General features: G+C 73.7%; 19 protein-coding genes. 9 read left to right on the forward strand and 10 right to left on the reverse strand.

Annotation, left to right across the window (positions count from 1 at the left end):
- Positions 1 to 46: 46 nt before the first annotated feature.
- The 4 genes from BSB02_RS40440 to BSB02_RS03245 all read left to right on the forward strand — a co-directional run bounded on the left by BSB02_RS40440 (position 47) and on the right by BSB02_RS03245 (position 3111).
- Positions 47 to 994, forward strand: a complete 948-nt coding sequence (locus tag BSB02_RS40440; protein ID WP_158088541.1) for a hypothetical protein — start codon at positions 47 to 49, stop codon at positions 992 to 994.
- Positions 994 to 1461, forward strand: a complete 468-nt coding sequence (locus BSB02_RS03240; protein ID WP_084956575.1) for an ABA4-like family protein — start codon at positions 994 to 996, stop codon at positions 1459 to 1461. Before BSB02_RS40440 ends, BSB02_RS03240 begins: the two co-directional genes overlap by 1 nt.
- Before the next feature lie 88 nt (positions 1462 to 1549).
- Positions 1550 to 1711 (forward strand): hypothetical protein, encoded by a 162-nt coding sequence (locus tag BSB02_RS41010; protein WP_169729342.1) that lies wholly within the window; start codon positions 1550 to 1552, stop codon positions 1709 to 1711.
- Positions 1712 to 1749: 38 nt separating this feature from the next.
- Positions 1750 to 3111 (forward strand): glutamine synthetase family protein, encoded by a 1362-nt coding sequence (locus BSB02_RS03245; RefSeq protein ID WP_084956577.1) that lies wholly within the window; start codon positions 1750 to 1752, stop codon positions 3109 to 3111.
- Here BSB02_RS03245 and hisF read toward each other — a convergent pair.
- Genes hisF through hisD form a run of 9 tightly spaced genes read right to left on the reverse strand, consistent with a single transcriptional unit; the run spans position 3108 to position 9127 of the window.
- Entirely contained in the window at positions 3108 to 3869 is a 762-nt protein-coding gene (gene hisF, locus BSB02_RS03250; protein ID WP_084956579.1) for an imidazole glycerol phosphate synthase subunit HisF, read from the reverse strand. The two genes, BSB02_RS03245 and hisF, sit on opposite strands and share 4 nt — an antisense overlap.
- Entirely contained in the window at positions 3866 to 4255 is a 390-nt protein-coding gene (locus tag BSB02_RS03255) for a Rid family hydrolase (protein ID WP_084956581.1), read from the reverse strand. Before BSB02_RS03255 ends, hisF begins: the two co-directional genes overlap by 4 nt.
- Entirely contained in the window at positions 4252 to 4968 is a 717-nt protein-coding gene (gene priA / locus BSB02_RS03260) for a bifunctional 1-(5-phosphoribosyl)-5-((5-phosphoribosylamino)methylideneamino)imidazole-4-carboxamide isomerase/phosphoribosylanthranilate isomerase PriA (RefSeq protein ID WP_084956583.1), read from the reverse strand. Before priA ends, BSB02_RS03255 begins: the two co-directional genes overlap by 4 nt.
- Entirely contained in the window at positions 4969 to 5298 is a 330-nt protein-coding gene (locus BSB02_RS03265; RefSeq protein ID WP_084956585.1) for a hypothetical protein, read from the reverse strand.
- 19 nt (positions 5299 to 5317) lie between these two features.
- Positions 5318 to 5950, reverse strand: a complete 633-nt coding sequence (hisH, locus tag BSB02_RS03270; protein WP_143590189.1) for an imidazole glycerol phosphate synthase subunit HisH — start codon at positions 5948 to 5950, stop codon at positions 5318 to 5320.
- Positions 5947 to 6111 (reverse strand): hypothetical protein, encoded by a 165-nt coding sequence (locus BSB02_RS41015; RefSeq protein ID WP_169729343.1) that lies wholly within the window; start codon positions 6109 to 6111, stop codon positions 5947 to 5949. The genes hisH and BSB02_RS41015 overlap by 4 nt, the downstream gene beginning before the upstream one ends.
- A 1-nt stretch (position 6112) precedes the next feature.
- Entirely contained in the window at positions 6113 to 6706 is a 594-nt protein-coding gene (gene hisB, locus BSB02_RS03275) for an imidazoleglycerol-phosphate dehydratase HisB (protein ID WP_084956589.1), read from the reverse strand.
- On the reverse strand, positions 6703 to 7824 hold the full coding sequence (locus tag BSB02_RS03280) for a histidinol-phosphate transaminase (protein WP_084956592.1): 1122 nt from the start codon (positions 7822 to 7824) through the stop codon (positions 6703 to 6705). Before BSB02_RS03280 ends, hisB begins: the two co-directional genes overlap by 4 nt.
- Entirely contained in the window at positions 7790 to 9127 is a 1338-nt protein-coding gene (gene hisD, locus BSB02_RS03285) for a histidinol dehydrogenase (RefSeq protein WP_084956593.1), read from the reverse strand. The genes BSB02_RS03280 and hisD overlap by 35 nt, the downstream gene beginning before the upstream one ends.
- A gap of 127 nt (positions 9128 to 9254) precedes the next feature.
- On the opposite strand from hisD, the gene ybaK reads away from it, so the two are divergent.
- Entirely contained in the window at positions 9255 to 9710 is a 456-nt protein-coding gene (ybaK, locus tag BSB02_RS03290) for a Cys-tRNA(Pro) deacylase (protein ID WP_084956967.1), read from the forward strand.
- Between the two features lie 45 nt (positions 9711 to 9755).
- Complete coding sequence (locus tag BSB02_RS03295; RefSeq protein WP_084956595.1) at positions 9756 to 11126, forward strand: amidase; 1371 nt, start codon at positions 9756 to 9758, stop codon at positions 11124 to 11126.
- On the opposite strand, the gene BSB02_RS03300 is transcribed toward BSB02_RS03295, so the two are convergent.
- Positions 11123 to 11662, reverse strand: a complete 540-nt coding sequence (locus BSB02_RS03300; RefSeq protein ID WP_240506146.1) for a hypothetical protein — start codon at positions 11660 to 11662, stop codon at positions 11123 to 11125. The two genes, BSB02_RS03295 and BSB02_RS03300, sit on opposite strands and share 4 nt — an antisense overlap.
- A 73-nt stretch (positions 11663 to 11735) precedes the next feature.
- Here BSB02_RS03300 and murA point away from each other — a divergent pair, with 73 nt between their 5' ends.
- From murA to BSB02_RS03315, 3 genes are all read left to right on the forward strand, one after another.
- Positions 11736 to 13058 carry a UDP-N-acetylglucosamine 1-carboxyvinyltransferase gene (murA, locus tag BSB02_RS03305; RefSeq protein WP_084956598.1) on the forward strand — a complete coding sequence of 441 codons (1323 nt, stop codon included), beginning with the start codon at positions 11736 to 11738 and terminating at the stop codon, positions 13056 to 13058.
- Positions 13059 to 13103: 45 nt separating this feature from the next.
- Positions 13104 to 15314, forward strand: coding sequence for a transglycosylase domain-containing protein (locus BSB02_RS03310; RefSeq protein WP_240506147.1), 2211 nt, complete (start codon positions 13104 to 13106; stop codon positions 15312 to 15314).
- A gap of 91 nt (positions 15315 to 15405) precedes the next feature.
- Positions 15406 to 18225 (forward strand): ATP-binding protein, encoded by a 2820-nt coding sequence (locus BSB02_RS03315; RefSeq protein ID WP_084956599.1) that lies wholly within the window; start codon positions 15406 to 15408, stop codon positions 18223 to 18225.
- The last annotated feature ends 21 nt before the right edge of the window (positions 18226 to 18246 follow it).

Here is an 18246-nt window from a genome sequence, read left to right on the forward strand (position 1 = left end):
GGATAGTGGTAAGTAGCACTATCCACTCCCCATGAAGGGAGGACCGATGCTCCGCCGGCACCGGCCCCTCATGCTCTTCACGGCCGCGATGGTCGCCGCCACGCTGATCACGGGCGTGCTGTACGCGGTCGACCCGCGCACGCTCGACGGCATGCCCCTGTGGGCCAAGCCGCTGAAGTTCGCCGTCTCCTTCGCGCTGTACGGCTTCGTGTGGGCCTGGCTGCTGTCGCTGCCCCACAAGGCCAGGCGCACGAGCTGGTGGGCGGGCACCGCCCTGGTCGTCGCCGGCGTGATCGAGTTCGGCATCATCGCCCTGCAGGCCACCCGGCACACCCGCAGCCACTTCAACGACGACACGCCGTTCGACGACACGCTGTTCACGATCATGGGCGTCACGATCGTCGTGCTCATGATCGGGAACATCGTCGGCGCGGTCACCGTGCTCCTAGCCCGCCAGGCCGACCGCGTGACCGCCTCGGCCATCCGGCTGGGGCTGGTCATCGGCACCGCGGGCCTGCTGCTCGGCGCCCTGATGTTCATCCCCTGGCCGGGACGCCCGGTCTTCGGGGACTTCGCCGGCGCCCACAGCGTCGGCGTGCCGGACGGCGGCCCCGGCCTGCCCCTGCTCGGCTGGAGCACCACCGGCGGCGACCTGCGCATCCCCCACTTCGTCGGCATGCACGCACTGCAGCTGTTCCCCCTGCTGGCCATCGGCCTGGCCGCCGCCGCGCGCCGCCTGCCCGCCCTGGCCCCGCAGGAGGTACGGCTGCGCCTGATCCGGATCGCCGGCTTCGCCTACGCGGGACTGCTCGCCCTGGTCACCTGGCAGGCCATGCGCGGCCAGCCGCTCATCCGTCCCGACGGGCTCACGCTGGCCGCCCTCGGCCTGCTGACCGTCCTCACTCTCGGCGCGGCCCTCGCCGTCGTCGCCAGGTCCCAGCCCAAGCCCGAGACCGGCTCGCCGTCCGAGCCGCAGACCATGGAGGCCGTGTGATGACCTCGACGCTGTTCAACCTCAGCTTCTTCCTGGCCGCGCCGTTCTGGGCGCTGATGATCCTCGCCCCCACCTGGCGGGTCACCCGCCGCGTGGCCGCCTCCCCGCTCATCGTGCTGCCCGCGGTGGCCGTCGAGCTGGTCCTGCTGGTGCCGATGCTGGCCGAGTTCTGGCCCGTCGTCACCCGGCCCACGCTCGCCGGGCTGCAGCAGCTCGTGACCAGCCCCGAAGCGCTCACCGCGCTGTGGGCGCAGATCATCGCCTGGGACCTGTTCGTGGGCCGGTGGATCTACCTCGACAGCCGCGAGCGCGGCATCCATCCGCTCGTCATGGCGCCCGTGCTGGTCTTCACCATCGTGCTCTCGCCGCTCGCCCTGCCCCTGTATCTGCTGATCCGCCTGCCGTACCAGACCGAATCCCGGCGGAGCGACACGCCGGAGCCGGCGCTTGGCCGTAGCATGGCGTAGGGATGCACCTCCCCCGATAAGATCAAAGACATCGTCAAGAAGGTCCCTGGGTATAAGACGGCTGGGAACGGACTGCAGGAGGCCCCCCATGCAGGTCAAGAAGGTCCTCACCTACGTTGCCGTGGCGTTCGCGGTCTTCTACCTGTTCACCCGGCCCACCGAGGCGGCCGCGGCCGTGAGTGGCGTCTTCGAGGGGATCATGCAGGGAGCCGACCGACTCGCCGTCTTCTTTACCAACGTTCTGTCCTGATACTTTTCTGCGCTGGCGGTTCGTGTTACGCAGGCTAGATGAGAGATCGCCAGGGCGTCGCCAAGACCCAGCCGCCCGACCCCGCCGTCCAGCGCATCCTTGAGCGCGCCGAGATCGAGGGGATCGAGCTCATCCGCTTCCTCTACGTCGACCACGGCGGGGTCGTGCGCGGCAAGGCCGTCTCCCGGTCCCGGCTGGCCGAACGGCTCGGCACGGGGATCGGCCACACGGTGGCCATGATGGCGATGAACATGCTCGACCAGCTCCAGGAGGTCGAGAGGATGGGACCGGTCGGCGAGGTGCGCATCGTGCCCGACCCCGCCACCTACGTCCCGCTCCCCTACGCGCCGGGGGCCGCCGCCATGCTGTCGGACCTGCGCCGGCAGGACGACTCGCCGTGGGAGGCCTGCCCGCGCACCTTCCTCAAGGACGCGGTCGCCGAGCTGGCCGCCGAGGGCTACACGCTCGTGGCGGCCTTCGAGCCGGAGTTCACCCTCGGCCGGCGCCTGCCCGACCCCGCGGGCGGGCCCGACCGGCTGGTGCCGCTCGACGACAGCCTCTGCTACGCCGCCACGGGCTTCGACACCGCCCACGACTACACCATGAAGCTCATCCGCGCCCTGGAGAGCCAGGGGCTGCGGGTCGAGCACTACCACCCCGAGCTCGGCGCCGGGCAGCAGGAGCTGTCCATCCGGCACGCGCCCGCGCTGCGGGCCGCCGACAACCACGTGCTGCTGCGCGAGAGCGTCCGCGGCGTGGCCCTGCGCATGGCCATGTGGGCCTCGCTGGCCCCCAAGCCCATCGCCGACCAGGCGGGCAACGGCGCGCACCTGCACATGTCGCTGTGGCGGGAGTCGCGCAACGTCTTCGCCGGCGACTCCCCCGAACGCGGCTGGTTCATCGGCGGCCTGCTCGCCCACCTGCCCGCCCTGGTCGCCCTCACCTGCGGCAGCGTCAACAGCTTCCGCCGCCTGGCGCCCCGCATGTGGTCCAGCGCGTACGTCTGCCACGGCCCCGACAACCGCGAGGCGGCCGTGCGGATCTGCTCACCCCTCGGCGAGACCGGCGAGCCCAACCTCGAGCTCAAGCCGTCGGACTCCTCGGCCAACCCCTACCTGGCGCTGGGCGCGGTCATCCACGCCGGGCTCGACGGCATCCGCCGCAAGCTCGACCCCGGCGAACCCGCCGAGGCCGACCCCGACACCGTGCCCGGCCGCTACCCGCGCCTGCCCGGCAGCCTGGCGGAGGCCCTCGACGCGCTGGAGGCCGACGAGCTGCTCATGGAGGCCCTCGGGCCGCTGCGCCGCAGCGCCTACCTGGCCGTCAAGCGCTCGGAGGCGGCGGCGTTCAAGGAGCGCGACGTCGCCTACGAGCTGTTCAACCACCTGCGGGCCTTCTAACGCACCGGATACCCGGCGGCGCGCAGCGTCGACTTCACCTCGCCGATCTTCAGCGTGCCGAAGTGGAAGACCGACGCTGCCAAGACCGCGTCGGCGCCGGCCTCGATCGCGGGCGGGAAGTGTTCCAGCCGCCCCGCCCCGCCGCTGGCGATGACCGGCACCCGCACCACGGCCCGCACCGCCCGGATCAGCTCCAGGTCGTAGCCGTCGAGCGTGCCGTCGCCGTCCATCGAGTTGAGCAGGATCTCCCCCGCCCCCAGTTCCTCGCCGCGGGCCGCCCACTCCACCGCGTCGATGCCGGTTCCCCGGCGTCCGCCGTGCGTGGTCACCTCGAACCCGCTCGGCGTCCCCGGAGCCCGCCGCGCGTCCACCGACAGCACCACGCACTGCGCGCCGAACCGGCGGGAGGCCTCCGTCAGCAGCTCGGGACGCGCGATCGCCGCGGTGTTCAGCGACACCTTGTCCGCCCCCGCCCGCAGCAGCCGGTCCACGTCCTCCACCGACCGCACCCCGCCGCCCACCGTGAGCGGGATGAACACCTGCTCGGCCGTGCGGCGCACCACGTCGTACATCGTCTCCCGCTCGCCGGCGGAGGCGGTGATGTCGAGGAAGGTCAGCTCGTCGGCGCCCTCCTCGTCATACCGCCTGGCCAGCTCGACGGGGTCGCCCGCGTCGCGCAGGTTCTCGAAGTTCACGCCCTTGACCACGCGGCCCGCGTCCACGTCCAGACACGGGATCACCCGCACCGCGACTGTCATGCCCTGTACGCCTCGATCTCTATCTCCACCAGCATCCGCGGGTCCACCAGCCCCGCCACGCGCAGCCCCGTGCACGCCGGGCGGACCTTGCCGAAGACCTCGAAGAAGGCCCGGCCGAACTCGTCGTAGTGCCGGTCGTCCACCACGTAGTACCGCACCATCACCACGTCCTCGCGGGTCAGGCCGGCCGCCTCCACCGCGTCCAGCGCGATGGTCATCGCCGTCAGGCTCTGCTGGTAGGCGTCGCCGACGTGCCGCACCTCGCCCTCCACGGTGGCGGTGCAGCCCGAAACGATTACACGGGAACCGGCGATGACGGCCCTGGCGTAACCGTACCGCTCCTCCCAGATACCACCGGAGAAGACCCGGTTCCCCGCGCGCCTCATACCGCCCCCAGCGCTTCCTGAAGCGTGAAAGCATGAGCGTAGAGCGCCTTGCCGACGATGGCACCCTCGAGACCGGCAGGATGCAGTGACGCCAGCGCCACCAGATCCTCCAGCGACGACACACCCCCGCTGGCCACCACCGGCTTGCCGGTGCGGGCGCACAGCTCCCGGTAGAGCTCCAGGTTCGGCCCGGCGAGCATGCCGTCCCGGGTGACGTCGGTGACCACGTACCGCGGGCAGCCCTCGGCCTCCAGGCGATCCACCAGCTCCCACAGGTCGCCGCGCTCCTCGGTCCAGCCGCGCGTGGCGACCTTGGTGCCGCGCACGTCGATGCTGATCGCGATGCGCTCGCCGTGCTCGGCGATGACCTTGCGGCACCAGTCGGGGTTCTCGATGGCGGCGGTGCCGATGTTCACCCTCGCGCACCCGGTGCCCAGCGCCCTGGCCAGGCTCTCGTCGTCCCTGATGCCGCCGGTGAGCTCGACCTTGACGCCCACCTCCCGCACGATCCGGCCCGTGATCTCGTGGTTGGAGCCGCGCCCGAACGCGGCGTCCAGGTCGACCAGGTGGATCCACTCCGCGCCGGCCTCCTGCCAGGCCAGCGCGGCGGCGAGCGGATCGCCGTAGCCGGTCTCGGTCCCGGCCTCGCCCTGCGTCAGGCGCACGGCCTGGCCGCCCGCCACGTCCACGGCGGGCAGCACGATGAACGACATCTAACTCCTCCGGTCGAATGCGAGGGTCACGATCACGGGGACGAACAGCAGCGACAGCACCAGCACCGCCAGGCTCACGCCCCAGGACGCCCACAGCAGCCAGGCCAGCACCTGCACCAGCGCGAACGCCGCCGCCACCAGCGCGTTGCGCACGCGGCGCCGCCGGGCCAGCAGGCCGCGCTGGCGGGCCACGCGCACAGTCGCCGGGCGCAGCCGCGCCAGCATGCGCCTCCTGCGGGCCCGGCGCGCCATGCGGGCCTCGTTGAGCCGGGCGGCCCGCGCACGCTCGGCTTCCCGTACGGCGCGGCGCCGCGCCCGCTCCTTGCTCATGCGCGGCTCACCCGGCCGCTCACAGGGTGCCGAGCCAGTTGCGCAGCAGCGCCGCCCCGGCGTCGCCCGACTTCTCGGGGTGGAACTGGGTGCCCATCAGCGGCCCGTTCTCCACCGCCGCGACGAACGGCACGCCGTGCTCGGCCCAGGTCACCAGCGGTTCGGCGAACCCCGGCCCGGCGTGCAGCTCCCAGTGGCGCACGCCGTAGGAGTGGACGAAGTAGAAGCGCGTGTCAGGGTCCATCCCGGCGAACAGCACGCTGCCCTCGGGCGCCGTGACCGTGTTCCACCCCATGTGGGGCAGCACGGGGGCGTCGAGCAGCTCGACCGTGCCCGGCCACTCGCCGCAGCCCGGCGTCTCCGCGCCGTGCTCCACGCCGCGCTCGAAGAGGATCTGCATGCCCACGCACACGCCGAGCACCGGCCGCCCGGCGGCCAGCCGCCTGCCGATGATCCGGTCGCCGAAGACCCCCTTCAGCCCGGTGACGCACGCCTCGAAGGCGCCCACCCCAGGCACGAACAGCCCGTCGCAATTCAGCGCGGCGTCGTAGTCGGAGGTCACCGTTACGCCGGCGCCGGCCCTGGCCAGCGCCCGCTCGGCCGAGCGCAGGTTGCCCGAGCCGTAGTCGAGGACGACGACGTTCTTGCTCACCACCACAACACCGCCCCGGTGATCGCCAGGGCAGCGCCGATCCCGCAGATCAGCGCGCCCACTCTCATGCCCTGCTTGACGAAGGAGACCACGCCCCCGACGAGGAACAGCCCGACGAAGACGAGGGCCAGCGCCGCCCAGTTGTCCGGCAACAGGCTCATCTCACAGGACGCCCTTGGTGCTCGGCACGCCCGTGGCGCGCGGGTCGGGCTCGCACGCCTCCCGCAGTGCCCTGGCCAGCGCCTTGAACTGCGCCTCGACGATGTGGTGGGCGTTCCTGCCGTACGGCACGCGCACGTGCAGGCACACCGCCGCCTGGGCGACGAACGACTCCAGGATGTGGCGCGTCATGGTGGTGTCGTAGTCCGGCCCGATCATCGGCGCCATCCCGGCCGGCTCCTCGTGCACCAGGTACGGCCGGCCCGACACGTCGACCGTCACCTGCGCCAGCGACTCGTCCAGCGGGCAGGCGGCGTTGCCGTACCGCCTGATGCCCGACTTGTCGCCCAGCGCCTCCTTGAAGGCCGCGCCCAGCGCCAGAGCGGTGTCCTCGATGGTGTGGTGGGAGTCGATGTGCAGGTCGCCCTCGGTCTTGACCGTCAGGTCGAACAGGCCGTGCTTGCCCAGCTGGGCCAGCATGTGGTCGAAGAAGCCCACCCCGGTCGAGACGTCCACCGTCCCTGTGCCGTCGAGGTTCACCTCGACCAGGACCGAGGTCTCCTTCGTGACGCGCTCGACGCGCCCCTTGCGGCTCACAGCACAGCCTCCATCGCCTCGCGGAATGCCGACATCTCCTGACCCGTCCCGATCGACACCCGCAGCCACTCCGGCGGGCCCACCTCGCGGATCAGCACCCCCTGCGCCAGCAGGGCCTCCCACACCCGCCGCCGGTCGGGGAAACGGCCAAACAGCACGAAGTTCGCATCCGAGTCGGCCACCTCCAGCCCCTTGGCGCGCAGCCAGCTCACCGTGGCGTCGCGCTCCTCACGCAGCCGCGCCACCGTGCCCAGCAGCTCCTCCCGGTGCCGCAGCGCCGTACGCGCCGCCACCTGGGTCAGCGTCGACAGGTGGTACGGCAGGCGCACCAGCAGCAACGCCTCGACGACCGCCGGATGCGCCGCCAGGTAGCCCAGGCGGGTCCCGGCCATGGCGAACGCCTTGGACATCGTCCTGGTCACGATCAGCCGCGGGAACTCCGGCAGCAGCGTCAGCGCCGACGGCGTGCCCGCCCTGGCGAACTCCGCATACGCCTCGTCGACCACCACCATGCCCGGCGCGGCCTCGGCCACCCGCCGGATGGTCTGCAGCGGCAGCGCCGTCCCCGTCGGGTTGTTGGGCGAGGTCAGGAACACGATGTCGGGCCGGTGCTCCTCCACCGCCGCCACCGCCTTGCCCGCATCCAGCGAGAAGTCCGCCTCCCGCGCCCCGGAGATCCACTCGGTGCCAGCGCCGGTGGTGATGATCGGATGCATCGAGTAGGACGGCTCGAACCCCAGCGCCGTGCGCCCGTGGCCGCCGAAGGCCTGCAGGATCTGCTGCAGCACCTCGTTGGAGCCGTTGGCCGCCCACACCCGGGTGTGGTCCAGCCCGTGCCCCAGGTAGGCGGCCAGCTCCGAGCGCAGCGCGACCGCGTCGCGGTCGGGATAGCGGTTGAGCTCCACCGCGTGCTCGCGCACCGCCCGGGCCAGGTCCTCGGCCAGCTCCGGCGAGGGCGGGTAGGGGTTCTCGTTGGTGTTGAGCCGCACCGGGACGTCGATCTGCGGCGCGCCGTACGGCGTCTTGCCGCGAAGGTCGTCGCGCAGGGGCAGGTCTTGCAGGTTCACGTGGCTTCTTTCTGGCTCAGGAGGCGGGCTCGGACGGGACCTGGCCGCCATGCGGCACCTCCCACCCGAAGCGGGCCCTGATCGCCGCGCCGTGCGCGGGCAGGTCCTCGGCGTCGGCCAGCACCACCACGTGCCCGGCCACCTCGGCCAGCGCCTCGCGGCTGTAGTCGACCACGTGGATGCCGCGCAGGAACGTCTGGACCGACAGGCCGCCGGAGTGGCAGGCGCAGCCGCCGGTCGGCAGCACGTGGTTGGACCCCGCCAGGTAGTCGCCCAGCGAGACGGGAGCGTAGGCGCCCACGAAGATCGCCCCCGCGTTGCGGACGCGCGCGGCCACGGCGTGGGCGTCGGCCGTGTGGATCTCCAGGTGCTCGGCGGCGTAGGCGTCGACCACGCGCAGGCCGTCGTCCAGATCGCGGACCAGCACGATGCCCGACTGCCTGCCACGCAGCGCCTCGGCGATGCGCTCGCCGTGCTTGGTCGCCGCCACCTGGGCGGGCAGCTCGCGCTCGACCGCCTCGGCCAGCTCCTCGCTGTCGGTCACCAGCACCGCGGCGGCGATGACGTCGTGCTCGGCCTGGCTGATCAGGTCGGCCGCCACGCAGACCGGGTCGGCGGTGCGGTCGGCCAGGATCGCGATCTCGGTCGGGCCGGCCTCGGAGTCGATGCCGATGCGGCCCTTGAGCAGCCGCTTGGCGGCGGCCACCCAGATGTTGCCCGGCCCGGTCACCATCGTGGCCGGCGGGCACTCCTCGGTGCCGTAGGCGAACATGGCCACGGCCTGCGCGCCGCCCACCGCGTAGACCTCCTCCACGCCCAGCAGCGCGCACGCCGCCAGGATCGTGGGGTGCGGCAGGCCGCCGAACTCCCGCTGCGCCGGGCTCGTCACCGCCAGCGAGGGCACCCCGGCCTCCTGGGCCGGGACGACGTTCATCACCACGCTGGAGGGATAGACCGCGCGCCCGCCCGGCACATACAGCCCCACCCGGTCGACCGGCACCCAGCGCTCGGTCACCGTGCCGCCGGGCGCCACCCGGGTGGTGACGTCGGCGCGCCGCTGGTCGCGGTGCACCAGCCGGGTCCGCCGGACGGCCTCCTCCAGCGCCGCCCTGACCCTCGGGTCGAGCTCGGCCAGGGCCCTGTCCAGCGCCTCGGCCGGCACGCGGGTCGAGGCCAGCTCCACGCCGTCGAACCTCGCCGTCAGCTCCCGTACGGCCGCCACGCCGCGATGGCGCACGGCCTCGCAGATGGGCCGCACCTTCTCCAGGGCGGCCTCCACGTCGAGGTCGGCGCGGGGCAGCACGTCGCGCAGGTCCGCGGGGAGACCGTCGCGAAGGTCGATACGGGAAATCACCCGTCCAGTCTACGGAGCGCTCACACCGAATCCCATTCCGTCCACCATGCGGACATCGCAATGATCAGGGATACGATCGGCCATCGTGAGCAAGGCGAAGAAGGGCGGGCAGGGCACTCCGGCCACGATGGCGCTGGCCAAGGCGGGAGTGGAGTTCCGGCTGCACCCCTACGAGCACGACGCCGGCGCCCAGGCCTACGGCGAGGAGGCGGCCGACGCGCTCGGCGTGCCCTACGACAGGATCTTCAAGACTCTCGTCGCCGAGGTCGAGGGCGGCCTGGCGGTCGCGGTGGTGCCGGTGGCGGCCAAGCTCGACCTCAAGGCGTTCGCGGCGGCGCTGAAGAGCAAGCGGGCGGCGATGGCCGACGCGGCGAAGGTGGAGCGGGTCACCGGCTACGTGGTGGGCGGCATCAGCCCGCTCGGCCAGCGCAGGCTCCTGCCCACGGTGGTGGACTCCTCGGCGCTGGGGTTCGAGACGATCTACTTCTCGGCAGGCCGGCGGGGGCTGCAGATCGAGACCGCGCCGCGGAACCTCGTGGACCTCACCCAGGCGATCACGGCGCCCATTGCCAAGACAAGCTGACACCTTTACATTGTAGATTCACTTGGTTCGCGGGATAATCCTCAGGTGACGGAACTCCACTACCTGACCGCGACCGAGATGGCCCGCCTGGTCCGCACCCGCCAGGTGAGCGCGGCGGAGCTGGTCCAGGCCCACCTCGACCGCATCGAGCAGGTCAACCCCAAGGTGAACGCGATCGTCACGCTCGCCGCCGAGCGCGCCCTCGACGACGCGCGACGCGCCGACGCGCGCACCCCCGAAGGGCCGCTCCACGGGATCCCGGTCGCGCACAAGGACCTGGTGGACACCGCCGGCATCAGGACGACCTACGGCTCGCCGCTGTACGCCGACCACGTCCCCGACCGGGACGACCTCATCGTCCGGCGGCTGCGCCGGGCCGGGGCGATCACGATCGGCAAGACCAACACGCCCGAGTTCGGCACCGGCTCCCACACCGTCAACGAGGTCTTCGGCGCCACCCGCAACCCCTACGACCTGTCCAGGAGCGCGGGCGGCAGCAGCGGCGGCGCGGCGGCCGCGCTGGCGTGCGGCATGACGCCCCTGGCCGACGGCTCGGACATGGGCGGCTCCCTGCGCAACCCCGCCTCCTTCTGCAACGTGGTCGGCCTGCGCCCCACCCCCGGCCGGGTGCCCGACATCGCCGAGAGGTCCGCCTGGTTCACCCTCGCCACCCTCGGCCCCATGGCCAGGACCGTGGAGGACGTCACGCTCATGCTCCAGGTGATCTCCGGCTTCCACCCGGGCTCGCCGTACGCGATCACCGAGCCGTTCGCGCCGGACCCGGAGATCTCGGTGCAGGGGCTCAAGGTGGCCTGGAGCCCCGACCTGGGCGGGCTGCCGGTGGACCCGGCCACCGCTCGCGTGACGGCGACCGCCCCGCACGTCTTCGAACGGCTCGGCGCCGACGTCGAGCAGGTCGAGCTCGACCTGTCCGACGCCGAGGACGCCTTCCGGATCTACCGGGCGTGGAACTACGCGCTCAGCTACGGCGACCTGCCCAAGGCCGGGCCCAACGTGGCCTGGAACGTCGAGCAGGGCAGGAAGGTGACCGGCGAGGACCTGGCCAGGGCCGAGCAGCTGCGCACCCGGCTGTACCACCGCATGGCGGCCTTCTTCGAGGAGTACGACGTGCTCATCGCCCCGGTCAGCCAGGTGCCGCCGTTCCCGGTCGGCCAGCCGTACGTCACCGAGATCGACGGCCACGCGATGCCCGACTACCTGGCGTGGATGCGCTCGGCGTACTGGATCAGCGTGCTGCACGCCCCGGCCGCGTCGGTCCCGGCGGGCTTCACCGACGACGGCCTGCCCGTGGGCGTGCAGATCGTCGGCCGGCCCTTCGCCGACGCCACCGTCCTGCGCTTCGCGCGCGCCTTCGAGCAGGTCACGGGGTACGGCTCGCGCCGCCCCACGCTTTAGGGCCCCTCCGGCGGCCGGTCGGAGATCCCGTACGGCCGGCGCAGCGGCGAGCGGCGGTAGGCGGCCACGCCCTCCAGCACCCCGAAGGCGGCCACCGCCAGGAAGGCCCAGCTCACCAGCACACCGGGCGCGGTCAGCACCAGCGCCCCCGGCACCACCTGGGCGCCGGGCGCCGCGGCGGCCACGGTGACGGAGCCGACGGTGAAGCGGGTGCCCACGCCGTAGGCGACGAACGCGCCCGCCAGCCCGCCGACGCACAGGCCCAGCACGGCTGCCACGCCCCGCCGGCGCGCCAGCAGCCACACCGCCACCCCGCCGGCCAGCCCGAGCCCGCCGGTGATGACGGCGAACCAGCCGTCGGCGGCGATCAGCGCCTGCGTCATCGGGTCGGCCAGCACCAGGCCGCTGCCGGTGCGCACGTACGGCGCGCGCGGCGCGGCCCACGACCAGGCCAGCCCGGCGGGGACCCCCAGGACGGCCCCCAGGACGGAGAGGGCGGCCACGGTGACCGCGAAGGCCCGCACTTCCCGCAGCACGCCACGCTCCCCACGAAACGCCTCAACCAGCCGCATATCCGCTCGATCGTAACCTGTGTGGGACGCTAGGCACGTGAGTGATGAAGAGGTCTGGCTGATCGAACCCTCCGGTCCGCTGCGGGGGGACGTCGTCGTGCGCGGGTCGAAGAACGCGGTCTCCAAGCACATGGTGGCGGCCATGCTGGGCGGCGGCGAGAGCACCATCCACAACGCCCCCGAGGTGGGCGAGGTGGGCATCACGGCGGACATGCTCAGGGCCCTCGGCATGCACGTCGAGATCGCCAGAGGGGAGATCCACATCGAGCGCGGGCAGGAGATCCGGCCGCGGGTGCCCGCCAAGTACACCGGGCTCAACCGCATTCCCATCCTCATGCTCGGGCCGTTGCTGCACCTGGCCGGGGAGGCGTACGTGCCCCTGGTCGGCGGCGACCCCATCGGGCGGCGCCCGATCGACTTCCACGTGGAGGCGTTGCGGCAGATGGGCGCCGAGGTCGAGGTGACCGACGGCGGCGTGTACGCCAGGGCCAAGCGGCTGACCGGGGCCCGGCTGCAGCTGCCCTACCCCAGCGTGGGCGCCACCGAGACGGTGCTGCTGTCGGCCGTGCTGGCCGAGGGCAAGACGGTGCTGAAGAACGCAGCCACCGAGCCGGAGGTGGTGGAGCTGGCGCTGTTCCTGCAGCGGATGGGCGCGATGATCGAGCTGTCACCGGACCGGCGGATCGTCATCGAGGGCGTGGAGCAGCTGCACGGCGCGCAGACGTGGCTGGCCGGCGACCGCATCGAGGCCTTCTCCTACCTGGCGGCCGGGCTGGTGACGGGCGGGGAGGTGCGGGTGCACGGCTGCGCCCAGGACCGCCTGGTCACCGCGATCACCACGCTGGCCAGGATGGGCGCCCAGTTCGAGATCAACGACGAGTACCTGTGCGCCACCGCGCCGCCGGAGGGCCTGCGAGCCGCGGCGGTGCAGACCGACACCCATCCCGGCTTCATGACCGACTGGCAGACGCCGCTGATGGTGCTGTTCACCCAGAGTCACGGCATGTCGGTCCTCCACGAGACCGTCTTCGAAAACCGCCTGGTCTACGTGCCGGCGCTGCAGAAAATGGGCTGCGAGATCGAGGTGTTCGACCAGTGCCTGGGCGGGCCCGCCTGCCGCTACCACGACACCAACGCCAAGCACTCGGCGGTGGTGCGCGGGGTGTCCAAGCTGCGCGGGGCCGACGTGACGCTCCCCGACATCCGGGCCGGGTTCTCCGCCGTGCTGGCCGCCGCCGTCGCCGACGGCACCTCCACGCTGCGGGGCGTGCACCACATCGAGCGGGGCTACCACCGGCCGTTCGAGCAGTTCGTCTCCCTTGGGCTGAACATCAGTAAAGGATCAGCAGGCAAGGTTTGACCGCGGCGCCGCGGCCGCAGATCACTTTGCGTGACTGTGGCCGGAGTGAGGGCCGTCTGCCTGCGGACGCTCGCGCTGGGCACGGCGGGAGCCATGAGCGGCGTGCTGGCCGCCGGCCTCGTCGCCCCGGCGCTCGGCGGCGCGGGCGTCGCGGTCAAGAACGTGGCCGACGCCTTCGTGGAGCTGCCGCCCGCGCCGCGCGAGGAGCCGCTGACCCAGGTCACCCGCCTGCTGGACCGCCACGGCCGGCCGTTCGCCCAGTTCTACCGGGAGAACCGCGTCATCGTGCCGCTGGCGCGGATGCACCCCTACGTGCGCAAGGCGATCGTGGCGATCGAGGACGCCCGCTTCTACGAGCACGGCGGCCTGGACGTCAGGGGCACGCTGCGGGCCGCGCTGGCCAACCAGCAGGCCGGCGGCGTCCGGCAGGGCGGCTCCTCCCTCACCCAGCAGCTGGTCAAGAACATCCTGGTGAAGAACGCCGACACCGAGGCCGAGCGGCGCGAGGCGACGCAGCGCAGCCTCGCCAGGAAGATCACCGAGGCGCGTTACGCCATGGCGCTGGAGCACAAGTACAGCAAGGACGAGATCCTCGAGCGCTATCTCAACATCGCCTACTTCGGCGCGGGCGCCCACGGCGTGGAGGCGGCGGCCCGGCGCTTCTTCTCCACCGGCGCCGCCGAGCTGACCCTCGCCCAGGCCGCGACCCTGGCGGGGGCGGTGCGCTCGCCGTACCTGACCGACCCCTCGCTCGGGGCCCGGCAGCGGGAGCGGCTGCTGGAGCGGCGCGACCTCGTGCTGGACCGGATGGCCCGGCTCGGCATGGTGCCCGCGGCCGCGGCGGAGGCCGCCCGGAGGTCCCCGCTCGGGCTGCGCATGCAGGCGCAGCCGGGCGGCTGCGAGGCCAGCCGGTATCCCTACTTCTGCCTCTACGTCCAGCGCGAGCTGCTGACCAACCCGGCCTTCGGCAACACCGCCCGGGAGCGGCGCAGCCGCCTGGCCAGGGGCGGGCTGGTGCTGCGCACCACGCTGGACCCCGCCGCCCAGCGCGCCGCCGAGAGCGCCATCGCCGCCCGCGTGCGGCCCGCCGACACCGAGGTGGCCGCCGCGGCGATGGTCGAGCCGGGCACCGGCCGGATCCGGGCGATGGCCGCCAGCAAGAAGTTCGGCCGCAACCCCGGCAACCGCGACAACGGGCCGCGCACCACCTACAACCTGCCGGCCGACGTCGCCCACGGCGGCGGCCAGGGCTTCCAGGCCGGCTCGACCTTCAAGGTCTACACGCTGGCCACGGCGCTGCAGCAGGGCTGGCGGTTCAACCAGGGCTTCGACACGCCGGGCTCGTTCGTGCCCGCCCAGGGGTACCGCGACTGCCGCGGCAGGCCGGTCAACGCGCCCCGCGTCCGGATCCACAACGCCTCCGGCGAGGGCAAGGGCGGCCCCCACAGCCTGTCCACCGGCACCTGGAAGTCGGTGAACATCTTCTACATGATGCTGGAGCGCAAGGTCGGGCTGTGCAACGTGGTGCGGACGGCCAAGGCGCTGGGCGTCGTCAGGGCCGACGGCGGCCCGCTGCGCGAGGTGCCGACGTTCACGCTCGGCGTCAACGAGATGGACCCGGTGACGGTCGCCGCCTCCTTCGCCGCCTTCGGCGCCCGCGGCCGGTACTGCCGGCCCCAGGCCATCGTCGAGATCGCCGACCGGGCGGGGCGGCGCACCCGGGTGCGGCCCGCCTGCGCGCAGGCCATCGAGCGCGAGGTGGCCGACGCCGTCAGCCACGTGCTGCGCGGGGTGTTCACCAAGGGCACCATGCGCGGCCAGGGCATCGGCCGCCCGGCGGCGGGCAAGACCGGCACCAACAACGGCTACACCTCCGCCTGGTTCGCCGGCTACACCCCCGACCTGGCCGCCGCGGTGAGCGTCGGCGACATCCGCGGCTCCTACCGCTACCCGCTGCGCGGGGTGACCATCGGCGGCCGGTACTACGGCTCGGTCCAGGGCGCGTCGCTGCCGGGGCCGATCTGGGTCGACTCCATGCGGGCCGCGCTGCGCGACACGCCGCCGACCCCCTTTGTCCGGCCCGACATGGGCCGCTTCGGCGGCGGCCACACCCCCGGGCTGGACCGGCGCCAGGACCGCTACAAGGACCGGCTGAGCCGCTTCCTGCGGCACTGGCACCGGCAGGGCGACCACCCGCGGCTGCACCGCAAGCGGCTGCTGTGGTGGCTCGGGCACCACCGGGACCCCCGCGACTAGGGCCGCTTTTGGGCCCCATGCCGGGATTGACCGGATGTGGTGGGAGGTGCATAACTTCGGCAGGAGGTTGCCGAGCCGTACGGAGCCGTTCATGGTCGAGATGGTCGGACGACACGCGGAGCTTCAGACGCTGATCGGCTCGATGACCCGCGCGCCGGCCGTCACCCTGGTGGAGGGCGAGGCCGGCATCGGCAAGACGCGGCTGGTCCGCGCCGCGGCCAAGGCGGTGGGCGCCGGCCGTACGGTCCTGCTGGGACAGTGCCACCAGCTGCGCGAGCCGTTCCCCTACGGGCCGGTGTTCGAGGCGCTGCGCGAGCTGGACGGGCGGCTGCCGCCCCCGGCCGAGCTCAGCCCGGTCACCGGCGCGCTGCGCGGCCACCTGCCCGAGCTGGCCGGCCACCTGCCGCCCGCGCCGGAGCCGCTGACCGACCCGGCCGCCGACCGGCACCGGCTCTTCCGCGCCGTCCACGAGCTGCTGGCCGCCGCCGGCCCGGCCGTGCTGATCGTCGAGGACCTGCACTGGGCCGACGACGGCACCCTGGACCTGCTGCGCTTCCTCACCCGGCGGCCGCCCGAGGGCCTGGCGACGGTCCTCACCTGCCGCCCGGCCCGCCACCGGCCGGCGGCCGGGCTCCCCCTCGGCTACGCCAGCGTCGTGATCTCGCTGGCGCCCCTGGACGAGCGCGACGTCGCGGAGCTGGCCGCGCGGCTGCTGGGCCGGCGGGACCTCGCGCCGCGGCTCGCCGCCCGGCTGCACGAGCGCACCGCCGGGATCCCCTTCCTGGTGGAGGAGGTCGTGCGCGCCCTCGGCCGGGACGGCCGGCCGGAGGCGCTGGAGCGGACCGGGGTGCCGCTGCCGCTGCGCGAGGCGATGGCCGAGCAGCTGGCCAGGCTCTCCCCCGCCGCCCTGCGGGTGGCGCACGCCGCCGCGGTGCTGCGGCTGCCCGCCACCGAGCCCGCGCTGGCCGCCGTCGCCGGATCGGCCGACGGGCTGGAGGAGGCCCTGCGCGTGGGCGTCCTGACCGAGCGCCCCGACGGCCGGTACGGCTTCCGCCACGCCCTGGCCCAGCAGGCCGTCTACGACTCCATCCCCGGCCCAGAACGCAGGCGCGCCCACGAGCGGGCCGCCGGCGTCCTGGCCGAGGCCGACCCGCCGCCGCTGGTGCAGCTCACCTTCCACGCCCGGCGGGCGGGACTGATCGAGTCCTGGCTGCGGTACGGCACGCAGGCCGCGCACCGGGCGGCGGCGCTCGGCGACCTCCCGCTGGCCGTCGAGGTGCTCGACGACATGCTGGCCGACCCGGAGTTACCCGCATCCGAGCGCGGGCCGCTGGTGCTGGCGCTCAGCCGCCTGGCGCTGACCGGGCTGTTCTACCCGCGCGTGCTGCGCCTGCTGCGGCACCTGCTGTCGGACGAGCAGCTGTCGCGGGAGCTGCGCGGCGAGGCGAGGCTGACGCTCGGCCTGCTGCTGCAGGGCCAGGTCGGCGACGTGGCCGCGGGGCGGCAGGCGATGCTGACGGCCGTGGAGGAGCTGGGCGACCGTCCCGGCCTGGCCGCCCGCGGCCTGGCGTGCCTGGCGATGCCGGGCTGGGGCCGCGAGTCGCTGGCCGGGCACGAGGAGTACATGGCGCGGGCGGAGGCGCTGGTGGCCGGCGCCGAGGCGCCGGAGCTGGCCGCCGCCGTCCAGGCCAACCGCGCCGCCATCGCCATGGCGGTCGGCGCGCCTGAGGTGTTCGAGCTGGCCCGCGCCCTGCCCGCGACCCACCCCTCGGCGGCCGTGCGCCGCGAGGTGGCCCGCGGCTACTGCAACCTCTACGACCTGGGCGTCACCCTCGGCGTGTACGGCGAGGCCGAGCGCTTCGGCCGCCAGGGACGGGCGCTGGCCGAGGAGTCGGGCGCCCTGTTCCCCGTCTTCCTGACGCAGGGGGCGGCGCTGCGGCTGGACTGGCTGACCGGCCGCTGGGACGGGCTGGCCGGGCGAGCCTTGGCGCTGGTGGAGGCCGCGGCCGACGCGCCGCTGGCGGCCGTGGAGGCCCACCTGGTACTGGGACTGCTCGCCGTCGCCACCGGCGAGTGGGCCGAGGCGGAGACACGGCTGCGCGCGGCCGGGGTGGACGAGCCCGACGACCGCTACCTGCCCGTCGTCCTGGCCGCCTGGGCCGGGCTGGTGGAGCTGCTGCTGGCCCGCGGCCAGGCCGCGCCGGCCGCCAAGGAGGCCCGCAGGGCCGTCGCCCGGCTGCGCGAGAAGACGGTCTGGGCCTGGGGCGACCAGCTCGTGCCCGGCGCGGTGTCCGCCCTGGCGGCGGTCGGGCGCCTGGAGGAGGCCGACGCGCTCGTCGGCGAGTTCGCCGCCGGGCTGGAGGGCCGGCTGGCGCCTTCCGCCCTGGCCGGGCTCGACCTGGCCGAAGGCACGCTGGAGGCGGCCCGGGGCCGCCAGGCCGAGGCCGCCAAGTGCTTCGACAGGGCGCGCGAGGCCCTGGAGGCGCTGCCCCAGCCGTACAACGCCGCCCGGGCCGCCGCCGCGCACGCCACCGCCCGGCTGGCCCTGGGGGACCGTACGGCCGCCGCCGAGGGCATGGCGCAGGCCGCCGAGCGGTTCGCCGCGCTGGGCGCCACCCGGGAGGCGGCCCGCTGCCGGCACGCCCTGCGCGAGTGGGGGCTGGCCACGCCGGTGCCGCGCCGCAGCAGGGACGGCGTGCTGTCGGCCCGCGAGCTGGAGGTGGCCCGCCTGGTGGCGCAGGGGCGGACCAACAGGGAGATCGCCGAGGTGCTGTTCCTGTCGCGGCGCACGGTCGAGACGCACGTGGCCACCGTGCTGCGCAAGCTCGGCGTGCCCTCCCGCGCGCACATCGTGGCCGCGCTGCCGGAGCAGCGCGGCCACGCTCGCCAGGGTCGCCCGTCAGGCTCCTAGACGTAAGGCTCCTAGACGGTG

The sequence above is a fragment of the Thermoactinospora rubra genome, assembly GCF_002093975.1.
Lineage (GTDB): Bacteria > Actinomycetota > Actinomycetes > Streptosporangiales > Streptosporangiaceae > Nonomuraea > Nonomuraea rubra_A.

Excerpts from the sequence above, each read along its gene's own strand:
- BSB02_RS03315 (WP_084956599.1), top strand. The coding sequence starts at position 15,406 with ATGGTCGAGATGGTCGGACGACACGCGGAGCTTCAGACGCTGATCGGC.
- BSB02_RS03265 (WP_084956585.1), bottom strand. The coding sequence starts at position 5,298 with ATGAGCAAGGAGCGGGCGCGGCGCCGCGCCGTACGGGAAGCCGAGCGT.
- BSB02_RS03255 (WP_084956581.1), bottom strand. The coding sequence starts at position 4,255 with ATGAGGCGCGCGGGGAACCGGGTCTTCTCCGGTGGTATCTGGGAGGAG.
- BSB02_RS03280 (WP_084956592.1), bottom strand. The coding sequence starts at position 7,824 with ATGGCGGCCAGGTCCCGTCCGAGCCCGCCTCCTGAGCCAGAAAGAAGC.
- ybaK (WP_084956967.1), top strand. The coding sequence starts at position 9,255 with ATGGCGCTGGCCAAGGCGGGAGTGGAGTTCCGGCTGCACCCCTACGAG.
- BSB02_RS03240 (WP_084956575.1), top strand. The coding sequence starts at position 994 with ATGACCTCGACGCTGTTCAACCTCAGCTTCTTCCTGGCCGCGCCGTTC.
- BSB02_RS41010 (WP_169729342.1), top strand. The coding sequence starts at position 1,550 with ATGCAGGTCAAGAAGGTCCTCACCTACGTTGCCGTGGCGTTCGCGGTC.
- BSB02_RS40440 (WP_158088541.1), top strand. The coding sequence starts at position 47 with ATGCTCCGCCGGCACCGGCCCCTCATGCTCTTCACGGCCGCGATGGTC.
- BSB02_RS03245 (WP_084956577.1), top strand. The coding sequence starts at position 1,750 with ATGAGAGATCGCCAGGGCGTCGCCAAGACCCAGCCGCCCGACCCCGCC.
- hisF (WP_084956579.1), bottom strand. The coding sequence starts at position 3,869 with ATGACAGTCGCGGTGCGGGTGATCCCGTGTCTGGACGTGGACGCGGGC.
- BSB02_RS41015 (WP_169729343.1), bottom strand. The coding sequence starts at position 6,111 with ATGAGCCTGTTGCCGGACAACTGGGCGGCGCTGGCCCTCGTCTTCGTC.
- priA (WP_084956583.1), bottom strand. The coding sequence starts at position 4,968 with ATGTCGTTCATCGTGCTGCCCGCCGTGGACGTGGCGGGCGGCCAGGCC.